Source organism: Leptolyngbya sp. 7M (genome assembly GCF_018128485.1).
The window spans coordinates 1,430,934-1,445,980 of sequence record NZ_CP070897.1; the positions used below are offsets into that span (position 1 = coordinate 1,430,934).

The 15,047-nt window shown below is 50.5% G+C and carries 12 protein-coding genes; 7 read left to right on the forward strand and 5 right to left on the reverse strand.

What is annotated here, in order from left to right:
- Window positions 1-4 precede the first annotated feature (4 nt).
- On the reverse strand, window positions 5-1,180 hold the full coding sequence (gene mqnC / locus JVX88_RS06785) for a cyclic dehypoxanthinyl futalosine synthase (RefSeq protein WP_211626574.1): 1,176 nt from the start codon (window positions 1,178-1,180) through the stop codon (window positions 5-7).
- A 113-nt stretch (window positions 1,181-1,293) separates the two neighbouring features.
- On the opposite strand from mqnC, the gene JVX88_RS06790 reads away from it, so the two are divergent.
- Entirely contained in the window at window positions 1,294-1,824 is a 531-nt protein-coding gene (locus JVX88_RS06790) for a DUF1905 domain-containing protein (RefSeq protein ID WP_211626575.1), read from the forward strand.
- Between the two features lie 365 nt (window positions 1,825-2,189).
- Complete coding sequence (locus JVX88_RS06795) at window positions 2,190-2,894, forward strand: DUF2306 domain-containing protein (RefSeq protein WP_211626576.1); 705 nt, start codon at window positions 2,190-2,192, stop codon at window positions 2,892-2,894.
- Here the strand turns inward: JVX88_RS06795 and JVX88_RS06800 are convergent.
- A complete protein-coding gene (locus tag JVX88_RS06800) occupies window positions 2,853-3,773 on the reverse strand; it encodes a menaquinone biosynthetic enzyme MqnA/MqnD family protein (protein ID WP_211626577.1) in 921 nt (306 codons plus the stop codon). The genes JVX88_RS06795 and JVX88_RS06800 overlap by 42 nt on opposite strands.
- On the opposite strand from JVX88_RS06800, the gene JVX88_RS06805 reads away from it, so the two are divergent.
- Window positions 3,760-5,184, forward strand: coding sequence for an FAD-binding oxidoreductase (locus tag JVX88_RS06805; protein ID WP_211626578.1), 1,425 nt, complete (start codon window positions 3,760-3,762; stop codon window positions 5,182-5,184). The two genes, JVX88_RS06800 and JVX88_RS06805, sit on opposite strands and share 14 nt — an antisense overlap.
- A gap of 19 nt (window positions 5,185-5,203) precedes the next feature.
- On the opposite strand, the gene JVX88_RS06810 is transcribed toward JVX88_RS06805, so the two are convergent.
- Window positions 5,204-7,237 (reverse strand): DNA gyrase subunit B, encoded by a 2,034-nt coding sequence (locus JVX88_RS06810; protein ID WP_211626579.1) that lies wholly within the window; start codon window positions 7,235-7,237, stop codon window positions 5,204-5,206.
- Between JVX88_RS06810 and JVX88_RS06815 the strand changes: the two genes are divergently transcribed.
- Window positions 7,197-9,527 (forward strand): serine/threonine-protein kinase, encoded by a 2,331-nt coding sequence (locus tag JVX88_RS06815; RefSeq protein WP_211626580.1) that lies wholly within the window; start codon window positions 7,197-7,199, stop codon window positions 9,525-9,527. The genes JVX88_RS06810 and JVX88_RS06815 overlap by 41 nt on opposite strands.
- A 15-nt stretch (window positions 9,528-9,542) precedes the next feature.
- On the opposite strand, the gene JVX88_RS06820 is transcribed toward JVX88_RS06815, so the two are convergent.
- Window positions 9,543-10,694 (reverse strand): hypothetical protein, encoded by a 1,152-nt coding sequence (locus JVX88_RS06820; protein WP_211626581.1) that lies wholly within the window; start codon window positions 10,692-10,694, stop codon window positions 9,543-9,545.
- 441 nt (window positions 10,695-11,135) lie between these two features.
- Between JVX88_RS06820 and JVX88_RS06825 the strand changes: the two genes are divergently transcribed.
- Window positions 11,136-11,438: an anti-sigma factor family protein gene (locus JVX88_RS06825; RefSeq protein WP_211626582.1), complete on the forward strand. Its 303-nt coding sequence runs from the start codon at window positions 11,136-11,138 to the stop codon at window positions 11,436-11,438.
- A gap of 2 nt (window positions 11,439-11,440) precedes the next feature.
- Here JVX88_RS06825 and JVX88_RS06830 read toward each other — a convergent pair whose 3' ends face one another.
- Window positions 11,441-13,264, reverse strand: a complete 1,824-nt coding sequence (locus JVX88_RS06830) for an AMP-dependent synthetase/ligase (protein ID WP_211626583.1) — start codon at window positions 13,262-13,264, stop codon at window positions 11,441-11,443.
- 157 nt (window positions 13,265-13,421) lie between these two features.
- Between JVX88_RS06830 and JVX88_RS06835 the strand changes: the two genes are divergently transcribed.
- On the forward strand, window positions 13,422-14,015 hold the full coding sequence (locus JVX88_RS06835; protein ID WP_211626584.1) for a PH domain-containing protein: 594 nt from the start codon (window positions 13,422-13,424) through the stop codon (window positions 14,013-14,015).
- Window positions 14,012-15,040 carry a dTDP-glucose 4,6-dehydratase gene (rfbB, locus tag JVX88_RS06840; protein ID WP_211626585.1) on the forward strand — a complete coding sequence of 343 codons (1,029 nt, stop codon included), beginning with the start codon at window positions 14,012-14,014 and terminating at the stop codon, window positions 15,038-15,040. The genes JVX88_RS06835 and rfbB overlap by 4 nt, the downstream gene beginning before the upstream one ends.
- Window positions 15,041-15,047 lie beyond the last annotated feature (7 nt).

The window sequence follows — 15,047 nt, forward strand, 5'->3', positions numbered from 1 at the left end:
TCGATCAGTCTGCAAATGCCACGCTTAGTTGTTTGAGCTTCATCGATTCACTTTGATCGAGTAAGTCGATGTTCTCGCGATTGATGTAATTGTAGAGTATGTCGCGTTGCTGCGGGCGATAGCCGGCTTCGCGGATCTGGTAGCGGAGGTCGCGTTCGTTGGCTTCGTTGTTAGCACCGGCGGCCGAGACGACATTTTCTTCGATCATTATCGAGCCCATATCGTCCGCACCGAAACGCAGTGCGGCCTGTCCCAAGCGTATGCCCTGCGTCAGCCAAGACGACTGTATGTGCTGTATATTGTCGAGGAAGAGCCGCGAAACCGAAAGCATCTTTAGATAATCGACACCGGTCGGTTCTTCGGTGATCTTGCGGCCGAGGGCAGTATTCTCGCGTTGAAATGTCCAAGGAATGAACGCGGTGAACTCGCCGTAATTCGGATCGGTCTTTTTCGCTTCAAGTGCTTCGTCCTGAACCTGGCGGATGCGTTCGAGATGGCGGACGCGGTGCTCAATGCGGTCACCAATGCCGAACATCATCGTCGCGGTCGAGATCAGGCCGACCTTGTGCACGGCTCGCATCACGTCAAGCCATTCTTTGGTAGTGCACTTGGTCGAAACGCGCTTGCGAACCTCGTCGTCAAGTATCTCGCCGCCGCCGCCGGGCATTGAGTTGAGTCCTGCTGCTTTCAAACGCCGAAGTATTGTCTCGTAATCGAGCCTGGAGATCAGCGAGATATTGTGTATTTCCGGCGGCGAAAAACAATGCAATTGAAACTTTGGATACTTCGCATGCAGCGTTGATAACAGCTCTTCGTACCATTCGATATTAAAATCCGGATGCAGCCCGCCCTGCATCAGCACACCGGTGCCGCCCAGAGCGATCGTTTCGTCGATGCGTTTGCATACCTCATCGATAGAATGGACATATGTGTCCGGCTTTCCGGGCCGCCGATAAAACGCGCAAAATGTGCAGACGACGTTACAAACATTCGTATAATTGATATTGCGATCGATAATGTAAGTAACAACTTTCGGATCATTCTTGCGGTTGCGGATCTCATCGGCGGCAAGACCGATGCGGACAAAGTCATTTGATCCGAGCAAAGCTGTCGCGTCTGCGGCGGTCAAACGCTCGCCCGCAAGCGCCTTATCAAGTATCGGTTGGATAGAACGTTCCATCTGAGCTCCTGATACAATCTTATCAAAACGAAGGCGGATTTATTAGATAGCTTCGGACACTTGAGCCACAGATCCGGAATAACTGAAAACAAATAACTTATAACTAAAGATCTATGAAAAAAGCGGCGAAGCGGGTCAAATATAAGGCGCTTTTCACTAACGCGGCCGAACAGGGAGGCGGCTGGCACTTTCTGGTCGTTGACCGAAAAACAGCGGATAAACTCAATTTTGAAGGGAATTCACGCCGCGTTATCTGCACCATCAAGGGCGGCGAATCCTTCCCCTGCGCCCTGATGCCCTGGGGCGACATCTTCTACATAATGGTAAATAAACAGCGGCGTGCGGCGCTAGGACTTGAGGTTGGGCAGATGGTCGATATCGTCCTTGAGAAAGACGAGAGCAAATACGGAATGCCGATGCCCGAGGAACTTCAGGAAGTTCTCAACCAAGATTCTGAAGGCGAAACGATGTTTGAAAAACTAACCCCGGGCAAGAAGCGCTCTATGATGTATTTTATTGGCAAGATAAAAGATATCGATCGTCGTATCCATACCTCGCTCATCTTCGTCGAGCACATTAAACGAAATAACGGAAAGATCATTCAAGAAGAACTTTCTGAGGAGTTAAAACGGCCTGTTTTTTGATTTCATGGTGGCAAAATCTCTCTTGTTTCCCGTCTTTAAATCTGGAATAGCTTTAACCGCGAAAGAAATTATGTGAGCGTGATATGTTCCGTCTTCTGGCTTCGCGTAATAGATGGGGGTTTTTATGGAAAGACGAGATAACGAACAAATTGGTACCGCCGATCTCGGCTTACTTATCTTTATGATCGTCGCCGTGTGGCTGCTGCTGTTCCAGTCGGGTTTGTTTTAACTCCAACGTTCGCTTAAATTTCGAAAGCTCCGTCCTCGGTCTCACGCAAAATTCAGGAATTCTTCAGGAAATTCTAAATATTTTACCAATCTTTATCATTATTCTGGGCCCTGATCGTAAAGAAAGGGGTTTCTGAATGATGATGAGAGTTGATCTGAGTGTTCCAAGACCTTTTGCCTTTGACGTATTCTCACTTACACTCAAACGCGTTTTCCTTATCTTGGTCGTTGCCGGCGCGGTCGCATTCTTTTTCATGGCGGCGGTCAAGTATTTCAGTTTCACTGAGTCCAGCTACACACGCTGGTGGGTTAACCGTTGGGCGCTTCTTACTCACGTGATCGCCGGGTCGATCGCGTTGTTTGCTGGCCCGATACAGTTTATTTCCGTGATCCGAGATCGATACCTCCGCGCACATCGGAGCATCGGCTATCTTTATTTTGGCGGTGTAGTAGTTGGCTCACTGACCGGTTATTATCTTGGTTTCTATTCAGTGGTCGGGCCGCTGCTTGGTTATCCTTTGATAGCTCTGTCCACAGCTTGGCTGCTATCAACCGTTATCTCGGTTGCTTATATTTTGAGGTATCGCGTGAATGAGCACAGACTATGGATGACGCGCAGCTACATTCTTACTTATTCGTTCGTCTTATTTAGAGTCTTGTTTGAGCTGCCTGTCCTGAGGGAATACCCGCCAGCGGTTCGAGCAGGTACCATTATGTGGTTTGCGTGGGTCGCACCGATACTGGTTTATGAGATCGGAAGAACGATATGGAATCTGCGATATGAATACATCCCAAAGTCCTTAGGTACAAAAGACCAGTTCGCGGCGACGTCCGATCAATGAATGCTTCGCTGCCAGGTCCAGAAAAAGCTGTAAGCCTTCCCCCATCTCCTTATCAACCGAATAGGAAATATTTTCGGTTAGGTACTTCACCATCTCATCTTCTGTAAGCTTTATTTCTGCAGCATAGTTGGCGGCGATCTCTTTAATGTGTGAAAGCCCCTCGTCACGGGCGGCGGCAAGATCTATCGCGATCTTCTCCCGCTTCGTCATCCACATCGCAAATATAAAACCGAGTCCTGTATGCTGGTGCCAAAGCTCGGCGAGGTCATAAGACCTTAGTCCCCGGGTCCCTGATCTTCCAGCTGCTGCCGAGACAGTCAGGGCAGGGTCGCCGATGAGAAGAGCTGCGTCTGAGTGCTCGAGCATTGCCTCAACATTCGGTTCTCCGTTCCGCCATTCGGGCTCGAACCCAAGGAACTCACGAAAGATAATCTTCGTCAGAACGACGGAGGTTTTTGAGGAAATATCGAGGGAAACAGATTTTACATTTTTGAGTTCTTCGTCTTTTGTAACAAGGCAAACGCTGCGAACACGGCTTTTTGCCCCGACACATACGTCCGGTATCAGCCTTACGCTTTCTATGAACTGTGATGCGATCACCGGGACGAGTGCCGCATCGACGCGATCCTGCGAAAGCAGCTCAGCCGACCGGGCTGGCGCGTTATCAAGTATCAATTCCGCCCTCCCATGGTTGTGCCCATAAAGGAAAGACCATACGAGCGGCGCGGTATTAGAATAACTTGAGGCTGATATCCGTATAAGTTCGGTCAGATATTGTTCTAGCGGTTCTTTTCCGCAATTCAGATGTTTGAGAGCAAGTTTATTTGACGCGGACACACGCATCAAGTAAGAAGTAAGTATTACGATGTTCACTTCCATTCATTTCAGCTCTGGCGGACGAAGAACTACGCGAGCCTCAGATCCGGTGGTAATAGAGCAGCTTCGAGCGATCGTCGGCCCGGAGAATGTGATCGTTGATCCGGAACGTGTTGAACCATACGGCGCGGACGCGGTCAAAGAAAAATTCCCTCCTGAAGCTGTCGTCTTTCCGGCAACGACCGACGAAATGGCGGCGATCCTTAAGCTCGCGAATGAAGTGGTCTTTCCGGTAACGGCCCGCGGCGGCGGCGTGGGCTATACGGGCGGCGCAGTCCCAATAGACGGCGGCATCGTTATCGGGACGGATCGAATGAAAAAGATCCTAGAAATAAACGTAGATGACCTTTATATTACCTGCCAGCCGGGGCTTACAACGTTTGAGGTCCAGCAGGCCGCAGCCGCACACGGACTGATGTTTGCCCCTGATCCGGCAAGTTATAAAGATTCGTTCATCGGCGGAAATATCGCGGAGAATGCCGGCGGCATGCGGACACCGAAATATGGCGTTACGAAGCATCACGTTCTCGGGCTTGAGGTGGTAACGGCCGCCGGCGACGTTATCCGTACAGGCGGAAAGACGGTCAAGAACGTTGTTGGCTTTGACCTTACCGGATTGATGTGCGGTTCTGAGGGAATGCTCGGCATCATTACGGAAGCGACGCTGAAATTGCTTCCGATGCCTGAAGCAACATCCACGGTCAGGGCAAATTTCCGGTCAATGAGGACGGCGTGCGACGTGCTGACAAAGTTCACGCCGGAGGGCATTCTGCCTATGGCAATGGAAGTGATCGATAAATTCTGCGTTGCGGCAGTCGAGGAAAATTTTGCGTTCGGGCTTTCGCGGGAGGCCGAAGCAATATTGCTGGTCGCCGTGGATGGCTCAAATGAAGAGGTCGAGCGACAGGCAAAGATCATTGAACGGATAATAGCAGAGAACGGCGGCTTTGATATTCTTCGCGCTCGTTCGAAGGAAGAAGAGGACAAGCTTTGGGACGTGCGGCGAGCGATCTCACCTTCACTGATGAAATATGGCACGCTGAAGATAAACGAGGATGTGGTGGTGCCGCGGTCAAAAGTGCCTGAGCTGGTTGCGGAGATCGAGGAGATAGGCAAACGTCATAATACCTTCGTAGCGAATTTCGGACATGCCGGCGACGGCAATATCCACGTGAATTATGTCGTTGACCGAGAGGACGCTGAAGCCGTTGCTCGCGCCCGCGAATGCGTTGCGGAAACGTTTAGGCTCTCCGTCGAGCTTGGTGGAACCATCTCCGGCGAACACGGGATTGGCTATGTGAAAGCACAGTATCTGGACTATGCCATCGACCGCCCAACCCTGGAGATGATGAAAGCGATCAAAAAAGCCTTCGACCCGAAAGGTATATTGAATCCGGGGAAGATGTTCGTTTGAATGACCTTGTCACCACCAACTAAACGTCGAGGTTCTTCACGTCCAGCGCGTTGTCTTCAATGAACTTTCGCCGCGGTTCGACCTGGTCTCCCATAAGCACGGTGAATATCTCGTCGGTTTCGACCATATCCTCAATGCGAACCTGCAGCAGCGTCCGCTTTTCCGGATCCATCGTCGTTTCCCAGAGCTGTTCGGGGTTCATCTCGCCCAAGCCTTTGTATCGCTGGATGGTAAGGTCTTTTTTTGCAAGTGAAGTTACCTTGTCAAGAAGGTCTGTCCTCGAGGTAAGCGTTTCGCTCGTGCCATTGGTGCCGAGCGTGAATGGCCCCGGATAGTTCGATTCAAGCTCACGATTCAGTTCTACCGAACGCTGGAATTCAACATAACTTGCCATGTTCCAGTCGAAGACTAGTTTTGTGCCGTTCGGATAATTTATCTCTATCTCGTAAAGACCGTGCTCAAGGTCCGGGATCAACTCAGTCTCAAATCCGGCATCGGCAAGCCGCGATTCGACCTCGGCCATCAACTCCTCTTGGGCGAAGACCTTTTTTAGCCGAACACCGTGTTTTTCCAAAACGCCTTCACGCCCGCTGAACGCATCCAACAAAACAGAAAGCAGTTTTTCATCGCCACCAAGACGACGCGCAAAGCGGTCGAAATAGTTGTTGAACTCGGTGGTTTGCTCCAGAGCTTTTGTCAACTCCCTACCTTCGATCGCACGGCCATTCATCATTACTTCGACATTGTCCGTTCCCTGACGCATCAGGTAGCGAAACATCGATCGCTCGTCCTTGATGTATTCCTCTTTCTTGCCTCGCTTTACCTTATAAAGCGGCGGCTGCGCTATGTAAACGTAACCGCCTTCAACCAACTGCGGCATCTGACGATAAAAGAAGGTGAGCAAAAGCGTGCGGATATGGCTGCCATCCACGTCGGCATCTGTCATCAGGCAGATCTTGTGGTAGCGGAGCTTTGATACATCGAAATCCTCTTTACCGATACCGGTGCCCAGTGCCGTAATAAGCGCCTTGATCTCACCGTGGCCGAGCATTTTGTCGAATCTGGCTTTCTCCACATTGAGGATCTTACCTTTTAATGGTAGAACGGCCTGGTTCTTTCGGTCGCGTCCCTGTTTTGCAGAGCCGCCGGCGGAATCGCCCTCGACGATGTAGATCTCCGACCTCATCGGATCCTTTTCCTGGCAATCGGCAAGCTTTCCGGGCAATCCCGATCCGGTCATCGCGCTTTTACGGACTATCTCACGAGCCTTTCTGGCGGCCTCGCGCGCTCGCGCAGCATCAACAGCTTTGCCGACGATCTTTTTCGCGACTGAAGGATGCTGTTCAAAATATTCACCCAGCTTTTCGTTGAGGAACGATTCGACAGCTCCCTTGACCGGAGAATTAAGTTTACCTTTTGTCTGCCCTTCAAATTGTGGCTGAGGTATCTTTACGGATATGACCGCGACCAGCCCTTCCCGCACGTCGTCACCAGAAAGCGTAACCTTGGCATTCTTCATCAGGCCGGAGCTTTCCGCATAATTGTTGATGGTACGCGTGATAGAGCTTCGAAAACCGGAAAGATGCGTTCCGCCATCGACCGTGTTGATGTTATTTGCAAAGGTGAAAATCTTTTCGTCGTAGCTGTCGTTGTACTGCATTGACACTTCGATCGAAAGATCATCAGAAGTGTGCTCGAAATATATCGGCTCGTCGTGCAGCGGGCTCTTGTTCTTGTTAAGGTGCTTTACGAATTCGGCGATGCCGCCTTTGTAGTAGAATTCGTGCGAACGCTCCGGCTGCTCACGTTCGTCTTTGATCGAAATGCGGATGCCTTTATTTAGGAATGCCTTTTCACGAAGCCGCTCCGAAAGCTTATCAAAGCTGTATATGGTGCTTTCAAAGATATCGCCATCCGGCTTGAAGGTGATCTTGGTCCCGCGCTTTGAGGTTGTTCCTGTTTCAGCAAGCGGAGCCACCGGAATACCTACCTGGAATTCCATCTCGTGCGTTTTGCCGTCGCGCCAAATTTCCAGCTTTAACTTAACCGCCAAGACGGCAAATTTCAAACGCTTCGAACGCGAAGCCCAGCTCTGCTCACAGCTTGACCACCCGAACATCTGCACGATCTATGACTTCAATGAGGCGAACGGTGTCTTTTACATCGCAATGCAGTGGGTGGAAGGAAAGAACGTCCGACAGCTCGTGGCGGGCCGACCGCTTGAATTAAAAAGCGCCGTATCTATTGCGATACAGGTTACTGATGCGCTTGCATATGCCCATTCAAAGAACATAATCCATCGCGACATCAAGGCCGGAAATGTTATGGTAACGTCGGCTGGACAGGTGAAGATACTCGACTTCGGCCTTGCAAAACTTCTTGAGGATGAATATGCAGATTCGCACAGCGGCAGTGATAGGACGGAAATAACTGAGCTTGGTATTCCTTACGGTACGGCAACCTATGCCGCACCCGAGCAAGCACGCGGCGAAAGGGCCGACGCCCGCTCGGATATTTTTTCTACAGGCGTGCTTCTTTATGAAATGCTGACCGGTATCTGGGCATTTCAGGGGAAAACTGTTATAGACGTACGGCATCAGGTGCTCTATGGCACGCCAAAACCGCTTACGGAGATGCGACGTGAACCGTTTCCGGAAGTTCTGCAAAAGATCGTTGATCGAGCATTGGCAAAAGAACAAAAAGACCGCTATCAAAAGATCGCAGAGATGCGCGATGAACTGCGTGCGGTTCTTCAAGGCATAAGCGGAGCCCAGCTAATGCCCGGAGATACTTTTGCTCCGAGCCATGTCGGTAGCGGCGTTTTCAAGCGGGCGCTAAATTGGTTCACCGGAAAATCGACGCCGGAATCGTCTTCATCGAATGCTCCTTCCAATCCGCCTTCGTTCATACCGGAACTTAGCCTGACCGCAACATCGACCGGAACCGAAAAGAAATCGGTGGCGATACTCCCGTTCAAGAATCTTAGCCAGGACGCCGGATCGAATTTCTATGAGTTCGCCTTGGCGGACGCCGTCATAACAGAGCTTGCCCAGCTTCGTTCGCTTGTGGTCCGGCCAAGCTCAGTGATCGCGAAATATCAGGGCACGGAGCTTGATCCGCGGGAGATAGGAAAAGAACTGCGCGTACATGCAGTGCTCTCAGCAAGTTTTATCCGAGGCGGAGATAAATTGCGCGTGACAGCTCAGTTGCTGGATGTGATAAGCGGCGAGATCTTGTGGAGCGACCGCATAGATGCTGAAGGGTCCGACATCTTATCGCTTCAGGACGGGATAGCCCAGCGTATCTTAGAGGGTTTACGATTGGAGCTTTCAGATAATGAGCAGGAAAAGCTGGGACGGCGGATGACCGATAATCACGAGGCTTGGGAAGAATATCTCCGCGGCCGCGACAATTTCGGCAGGTTCATTTTCAGAACGCTTCTCGCCGAGGATTGCGATGCGGCGATACAGAACTTCAAGAAAGCGATCGAGCTGGATCCACAGTTTGCCCTAGCGTATAGCGGACTCGGCGCATGCTACGCAAACCGGGTATTCAAGGGAATGGGTGAGCCGGACGATTACACGCTGGCCGAGACCGCGTTCACAAAAGCGTTTACATATGATCCTAATGTCGTGGAAGCCCGTGTGCTGATGGTAATGATCTATATGGCACGCGGCGAAAAGCGAAAAGCACGTGCCGAGATAGAACTTCTCCAGAAACAGTTCCCGAATGAAGCCCCGTTATTCTTTGTGAAGGGCGTCATCAATCGGCTGGATGGTGACTATGAGGGATCTCTGAGAGCGTTTGATAAACTTTCCAGGCTTGATCCCGCCGCACGCGCCGTTTCCGCGTACAATAGATCACGGATATTCATCTACAAAAGGGAATATGACACAGCGCTGGAAGAGATCGAGAAGGGTGAACGAGTAGAGCCGGATCACCCGATGCTTAAGATCTTTCGTTCTGCCGTCTATTATTATCGCGGTAATGCCGAGATGGCCATCGAAATGATGCAGAAGGTTCTTGAACAAAATCCCCGAATGGACGGCATACGTCCGCTTTACGCGATCTATTTGGCCGGAAGCGGGCGGTACGATGAGGCACGGCAGCAGCTGACTGATGAAGTGTTGGCGGTTTCGAAGACCGATCATGATTCAGCCTATTGGGTAACGTCAACCTACGCATTGCTTGGCGACAAGGAAAATGCGTTCAAGTGGTTCAATAAGGCAATAAAGCTCGGGAATGAGAACCGTCCGCACTTTGAAAAGGACCGCAGCCTGGATAGCCTCCGAGACGACCCGAGATTCGAGGAAGCAATGGCAAAGGTCGGAGCAGATCTTTAGAGTCCAAAGCCGTTATTATTGACTTACCACCGCTTCGACAGAGCCTATCAATTCCTTTACGTGATTCTTAAGAGCTTTTTCAAACTGGCGGGCTTCGTTCACGCCGGCGAATGCAAGCTGCTGCAGATTTGATTCGATCCTTTTCCTGTAATCCGATACAAGCGAATCGGAAACGCCAAGCATTTCCGCGACCTCAAGCTGGGTGCCACCGTCCGAGGTCAAATAGCAGTGCCATAAGATGCTCAGCATCCTGTCATATTGTTTCTGCTTTCCGCGAACGGATCTATGCAAGTTGGCAAGAAAATCTGAGACGTAGCCGATCGCGGCAGCTTCGCCTTCTACACGCAGAAGATCCTGTTCCGGTGTTTCACGATTGTCAGCGATCTCAAAGGGAACGCGTTCATCATCATCGCTTTCGCCTGATCCGCCGACCGGCACTAAATGAATGTCCATTATCGGCAAACGAGACATCACGAATGAACGCAGCGAACGGACATCAACCGGTGAATCTATTGCTTTGAAGACGCGGACGATCAGCTTTTCGAGTTCAAGATTGCTGATAACTATTTGAGCGTCTCCCGTACAGCCGACCATTCGCGTATCGCGGCCAAAGAATGCGACGGAGCGCACTCGTTCATCCATTTCCTGTCCGTCGCGTGTCGGTTTTTCATTCGGCCATGCCGAAAGGCCGTAGAGGCGATCGGCCAGACGGCGATGGGCTTCGGGGTTACCCTGATTATCAAAACGTTTGAAGCGATGACTTGTTTGGACAAGCGTCGATATGCGCCGGGCAAGACGATAGGATTCGGGATATCTCTTCCTGAGCTCAGACGTGAGCATATTTGTTAGCTCGATCTGGCTGATCTCAGCCTCGACCTCAACGTCCGTCATCCCTGTTTCTAGGTAATGCTGAAAGCGGTCCTTTGCCAAGAGAGCGACGAAAAGTTCCTGCGTAAGATCCGTATATGCGTTATATTTTCCTTCTTCAACCAGGAAACCGGCTCGCCGTGAGGCGCGGACCAGCGGATGTGAGGAGACTATTCGGTGCAGTTCGGTCCAGATCTGATTGACGTCAGAATTCTTTAGACTTTCAGTCCATTTACCAACCTTTATCGGCTTTCCACTGCTCGACCTTGGCTGGGCGTCTTTCTCTTTGGGTGAGTGCATAGATCGGTCTTTACTATCAGGATGGGGCCGCATCAGGCGGCTAGTACGTTCAGATCATCAAGAATACACTCCGTCCAAGTGCTTATGGGAGGTCATGGTCCAGGGAGAAAATTCTTTTTTCTCAATTGTTATGGAAGACTCGGGAATCTGAGCGTGTATCTTCGCCAAAGTTGACCTTCGAGAATTTCGAACGCCGAGTGGCAACTATGATAATAGCAAGAAAGATGCGAATCGGCAACAAGTTTTTCCATTGCAAAATCATATTTAACGCTAATTTTGCGATAGGATCTTTATTCTAGGTTTTAACTTCCGTCAACGCCGGCAAATTGGAAGTGGTGTAAAATTAACGGTTTATAGTGGATAACGGTTCTTGAGCCTTGTTTGAGTGCGGGAAAATGGTTCCCGGCGGGCAGCTCTGCAACAACAAGGACGAAAAGTGAGATGTCAGATTTTGTAAAAACTGAGAATTGTCCATCATCACATCTTCTAAACGCTTTCCAGCTTGGAGAATGTGAAGCGAAAGAAGGACTTGAGATTCGGCTTCACCTTCGTGGGTGCGAGTTCTGTCGTGCAGAATCGGAGTTTTACGCGCGCTTTCCGCAACAGCTCGAAAATTACGAGAGGTCAGATGAACCGGCAATGCCACCGCACCTTCGCGAACTTGCCGAAACACTTTTGAACAAGAATAGAGGAGCAAGCGCTTTGGCAGGGTTGATCAGTGAGGGTGGATCAGGCCGTGAGTGATATTAGGTTCCGCAGATCTCATCGATCGCTTCAGAGTATTTCTCGTCTATAACGCTTCTCTTTATCTTCAGTGTCGGCGTCATTTCCCCTTTATCTATTGAGAATTCCCTTGGCAAGAGATAGACCCGCTTGACCCTTTCGTATTCGTTCAGTTCGCGGGTAAGCTCAACAGCATCGCGCTGAACGCGTTTTACTACGAGCGGGTTGTCGCAAAGTTCCTCGCGGGAACCCTCCGTTGAAAGTCCTTCTTCCTGCAAAACTTCCTTCAGCGTGTCCCAATCAGGCACTACAAGTGCTCCGACCTGCTTTCGACCCGAACCGACGACCACGGTTTGCGAGATCAGAGGACTCTGTTTCAAAAGGCTTTCTACCTGCAGCGGAGCGACGTATTTACCATTGGAGAGCTTGAAAAGATCTTTGATACGGTCAGTAACGTAGAAATGACCATCCTCATCAACGTACCCAACATCACCTGTATGATAGAAGCCCTCATCGTCAATAACCTTTGCTGTTTCAGCAGGTTTATTAAAGTAGCCCTTCATCACGTTCCTACCGCGGATGAGTATCTCACCATTCGATCCGTCAATTTTCATTTCGATGCCTTCGAAAGGAGTTCCGATGGATCCGACCTTATTGTCATCCGGCCGGTTTGCGCTGACGATGCAGGCCTCGGTCATCCCATAGCCTTGCAGTATCGGGATGCCGGCTGCCCAAAAGGCGTAAGATAGTTTCTTTGAAAGCGGTGCTCCGCCCGAAACGAAGAAACGCAAATGTCCCCCGACGCCATCGCGCCATTTTGAAAAGACCAATTTGCTTGCAAGGGTGTGCTTTGCTTTTAAGATCGGCGAGACGGAAAGGTGCATATCCTTTGCGGTCCAATATTGCTGGCCAATCTCAAGCGACCAATCAAAAAGCTTTGTTTTGAACCCGCCGGCGGCTTTCCCTTTTTTAACGATCTTGTGATAGACCTGCTCAAAGAGGCGAGGAACCGCGGTCATTATCGTCGGCTTTACTTCCTGCAGATGCGATGCAATCTGATCAAACGCTGCACAATAATGTATGGCCACGCCGTTTGAGCAAAGCACGTAAAACACCGCTCGTTCGAAGATGTGTGATAGCGGCAGCACCGCAAGCGAACGGTCAGTGTTCTTGATTGGAAGCCCTTTTGAGATGGCGACGACGTTAGAAACAAAGTTTTCGTGATCGAGCATCACGCCCTTTGGCTCGCCTGTGGTGCCCGAAGTATAAATGATGGTGGCTAGATCGTCGGATCTGACCTCGGCTAGAAGTTCCTCAAAATTGTCTATCTCATTGCGGTCGGTACCAGCGGATTCGATATCATCGAGCGTGGCCATTCGGCCATTCGCCTCCGGAACTGCATCACGGTCGAAGAAGATAACCTTCTCCAAGCGCTCAACCGATCTGATCGCTTCTTCGGCGTGTTTCCAGAGCTTAGTGCCGGACACAAAGAGCATTCTTGCTCCGGAATCTTCGAGTATGTAACGTATCTGTTCAACGGCCTGCGTAGTATAGATAGGCACGTTTACCGCTCGAAGGCTGAGAATTGCAAGGTCCGTAAGAGACCATTCCGGGCGATTCTCTGAGATAATGGCTATACGGTCGCCCGCCTTCACGCCCATCCGGGAGAGGCCGAGCGCGATACGTTTGATGCGCTCGATGGCATCGCGTCCTGATAGCCTGTGCCAGACGTCATCGATCTTGAATGAAAGTGCGTCGGAGCGGTCATTTCGGCGAAATGATTCAATGCAAAAATGCGGTATCGTCTGCGGAATAGAGTCGAATCCAATGATGTTTTGTGCTGGCATCTGGTCGATAGGGTGTAAAGATTAACTTTTCTGTTACTTTTATAACCAAATATAGTCTCAAATAAGCTCGTGCAAGTCCAACAAAAGACATTAGATGCAGGGGCTCGGTTCACCGTAAAGAGCGTGTCTGGTAAGCTGTTTACAACTATCTAAGCATATGTTTTGCAACAAGTGCGGGCAGGTAAATCCCGATGACGCAATCTACTGTAAACGATGTGGGCAGGCGATGGAGCCGGAGGATGAGACGCGCGTAGCGATTCGGCAAGGTAATAATGTCGTGCCAGATATGTCTGCAGATAAGCCGGAACAGCGCATCTTTTCCGTAACTCCGACCGTCAAGTTCGTGATGCTGGGATATGTGTTGGCGGTCTTTGGCGCGTTTATTATAGTTGCTTTGATGAGCTTGTTCCTGCCGTTCATTGGACCTGTGCCGGCAGTCATCATCGGACTCGCATTATTGTTGGTTCCTGCCTTTTACCATTTAAGGAAGAAGCTGGTCAGATACACGCTTACCGATATGACCATCGAGATAGATCGCGGACTTATCTCAAGGACAACACAGAACATCCCGCTTCGTCGCATTCAGGATGTAACCGTAACGAGCTCGTTGCTTCAGAGACTGCTTGGCTATGGTGATATCGAGATAGATAACGCTTCGGAGACGAACAACCGCATTGTGCTCGATGATATCGATTCACCAAAGCGATATGCTGAGATGATATTGAAACAGATCAGACGTTTAGAAAGATGAGAACTATTTTTGTAACGGGCGGGGCCGGATTTATAGGTTCTGCATTTATTAGATATGTTCTGGCCGAGCGCACGGATGTTGAGATCGTTGATCTTGACGCCCTGACGTATGCAGGTAATTTGGAGAATCTTGCCGAACTCGATCCGGTGCGGCACAGGTTCATCAAAGGCGACATCTGCGATCGAGAGGCCGTTATGGCGGCAATGCCGGAGAGATGTGACGCCGTGTTCAATTTCGCGGCCGAATCACACGTAGATCGGAGTATAAATTCGGCGGACGAATTTTTGAGGACGAACGTGATCGGAACACAAGTTCTTCTGGATGTTGCCCGAATGAAAGGCGTTCGCCGTTTTGTACAGATATCGACTGATGAGGTGATGGGGAGTCTCCCAGAAGACAGCGATGAATTCTTTACGGAACGGTCAGAGCTCCGGCCAAATTCACCGTACGCTGCATCGAAGGCGGCAGCGGAATTCGTTGTCCGTGCGGCGCGGGAAACCCACGGCGTCGATACCGTGATAACGCGTTGCGGGAATAACTACGGGCCGCGGCAGTTCCCTGAAAAGCTGATACCTTTGATGATCGCAAATGCGATGAATGATGAGCCGCTGCCCGTTTACGGCGATGGCAAGAACGTTCGTGATTGGATCTATGTGGATGATCACGTCCGGGCGGTCTGTTTAGCCTACGAAAGAGGAAGAAGCGGTGAGGTCTATAATATCGGGGCGAGAAATGAGCGGCAGAATATAGATGTGGTCACGTCGCTTTTGGATGCGCTCGGCAAGCCTCACAGCCTGATCCGTTTTGTCGAGGATCGGCCCGGACACGACCGAAGATATGCCATCGACCCGACAAAAGCTGAGACTGAGCTTGGCTGGAACACCAGGACCTCATGGGAAGATGGGCTGCGAAAAACCATAGATTGGTATCGCGATAACCAGGATTGGGTCAGCCATATTAGAAACGGCCAGTATCGTGATTATTACAAAACTATGTATGCCGCCCGTTTGGAGAGTGCTCTTTGATCGATCG

What these genes read in the sequence shown, in the direction of transcription:
- mqnC (WP_211626574.1), bottom strand. Translation starts at nt 1,180, where the DNA reads ATGGAACGTTCTATCCAACCGATACTTGATAAGGCGCTTGCGGGCGAG.
- JVX88_RS06790 (WP_211626575.1), top strand. Translation starts at nt 1,294, where the DNA reads ATGAAAAAAGCGGCGAAGCGGGTCAAATATAAGGCGCTTTTCACTAAC.
- JVX88_RS06795 (WP_211626576.1), top strand. Translation starts at nt 2,190, where the DNA reads ATGATGATGAGAGTTGATCTGAGTGTTCCAAGACCTTTTGCCTTTGAC.
- JVX88_RS06805 (WP_211626578.1), top strand. Translation starts at nt 3,760, where the DNA reads ATGTTCACTTCCATTCATTTCAGCTCTGGCGGACGAAGAACTACGCGA.
- JVX88_RS06800 (WP_211626577.1), bottom strand. Translation starts at nt 3,773, where the DNA reads ATGGAAGTGAACATCGTAATACTTACTTCTTACTTGATGCGTGTGTCC.
- JVX88_RS06820 (WP_211626581.1), bottom strand. Translation starts at nt 10,694, where the DNA reads ATGCACTCACCCAAAGAGAAAGACGCCCAGCCAAGGTCGAGCAGTGGA.
- JVX88_RS06825 (WP_211626582.1), top strand. Translation starts at nt 11,136, where the DNA reads ATGTCAGATTTTGTAAAAACTGAGAATTGTCCATCATCACATCTTCTA.
- JVX88_RS06830 (WP_211626583.1), bottom strand. Translation starts at nt 13,264, where the DNA reads ATGCCAGCACAAAACATCATTGGATTCGACTCTATTCCGCAGACGATA.
- JVX88_RS06835 (WP_211626584.1), top strand. Translation starts at nt 13,422, where the DNA reads ATGTTTTGCAACAAGTGCGGGCAGGTAAATCCCGATGACGCAATCTAC.
- rfbB (WP_211626585.1), top strand. Translation starts at nt 14,012, where the DNA reads ATGAGAACTATTTTTGTAACGGGCGGGGCCGGATTTATAGGTTCTGCA.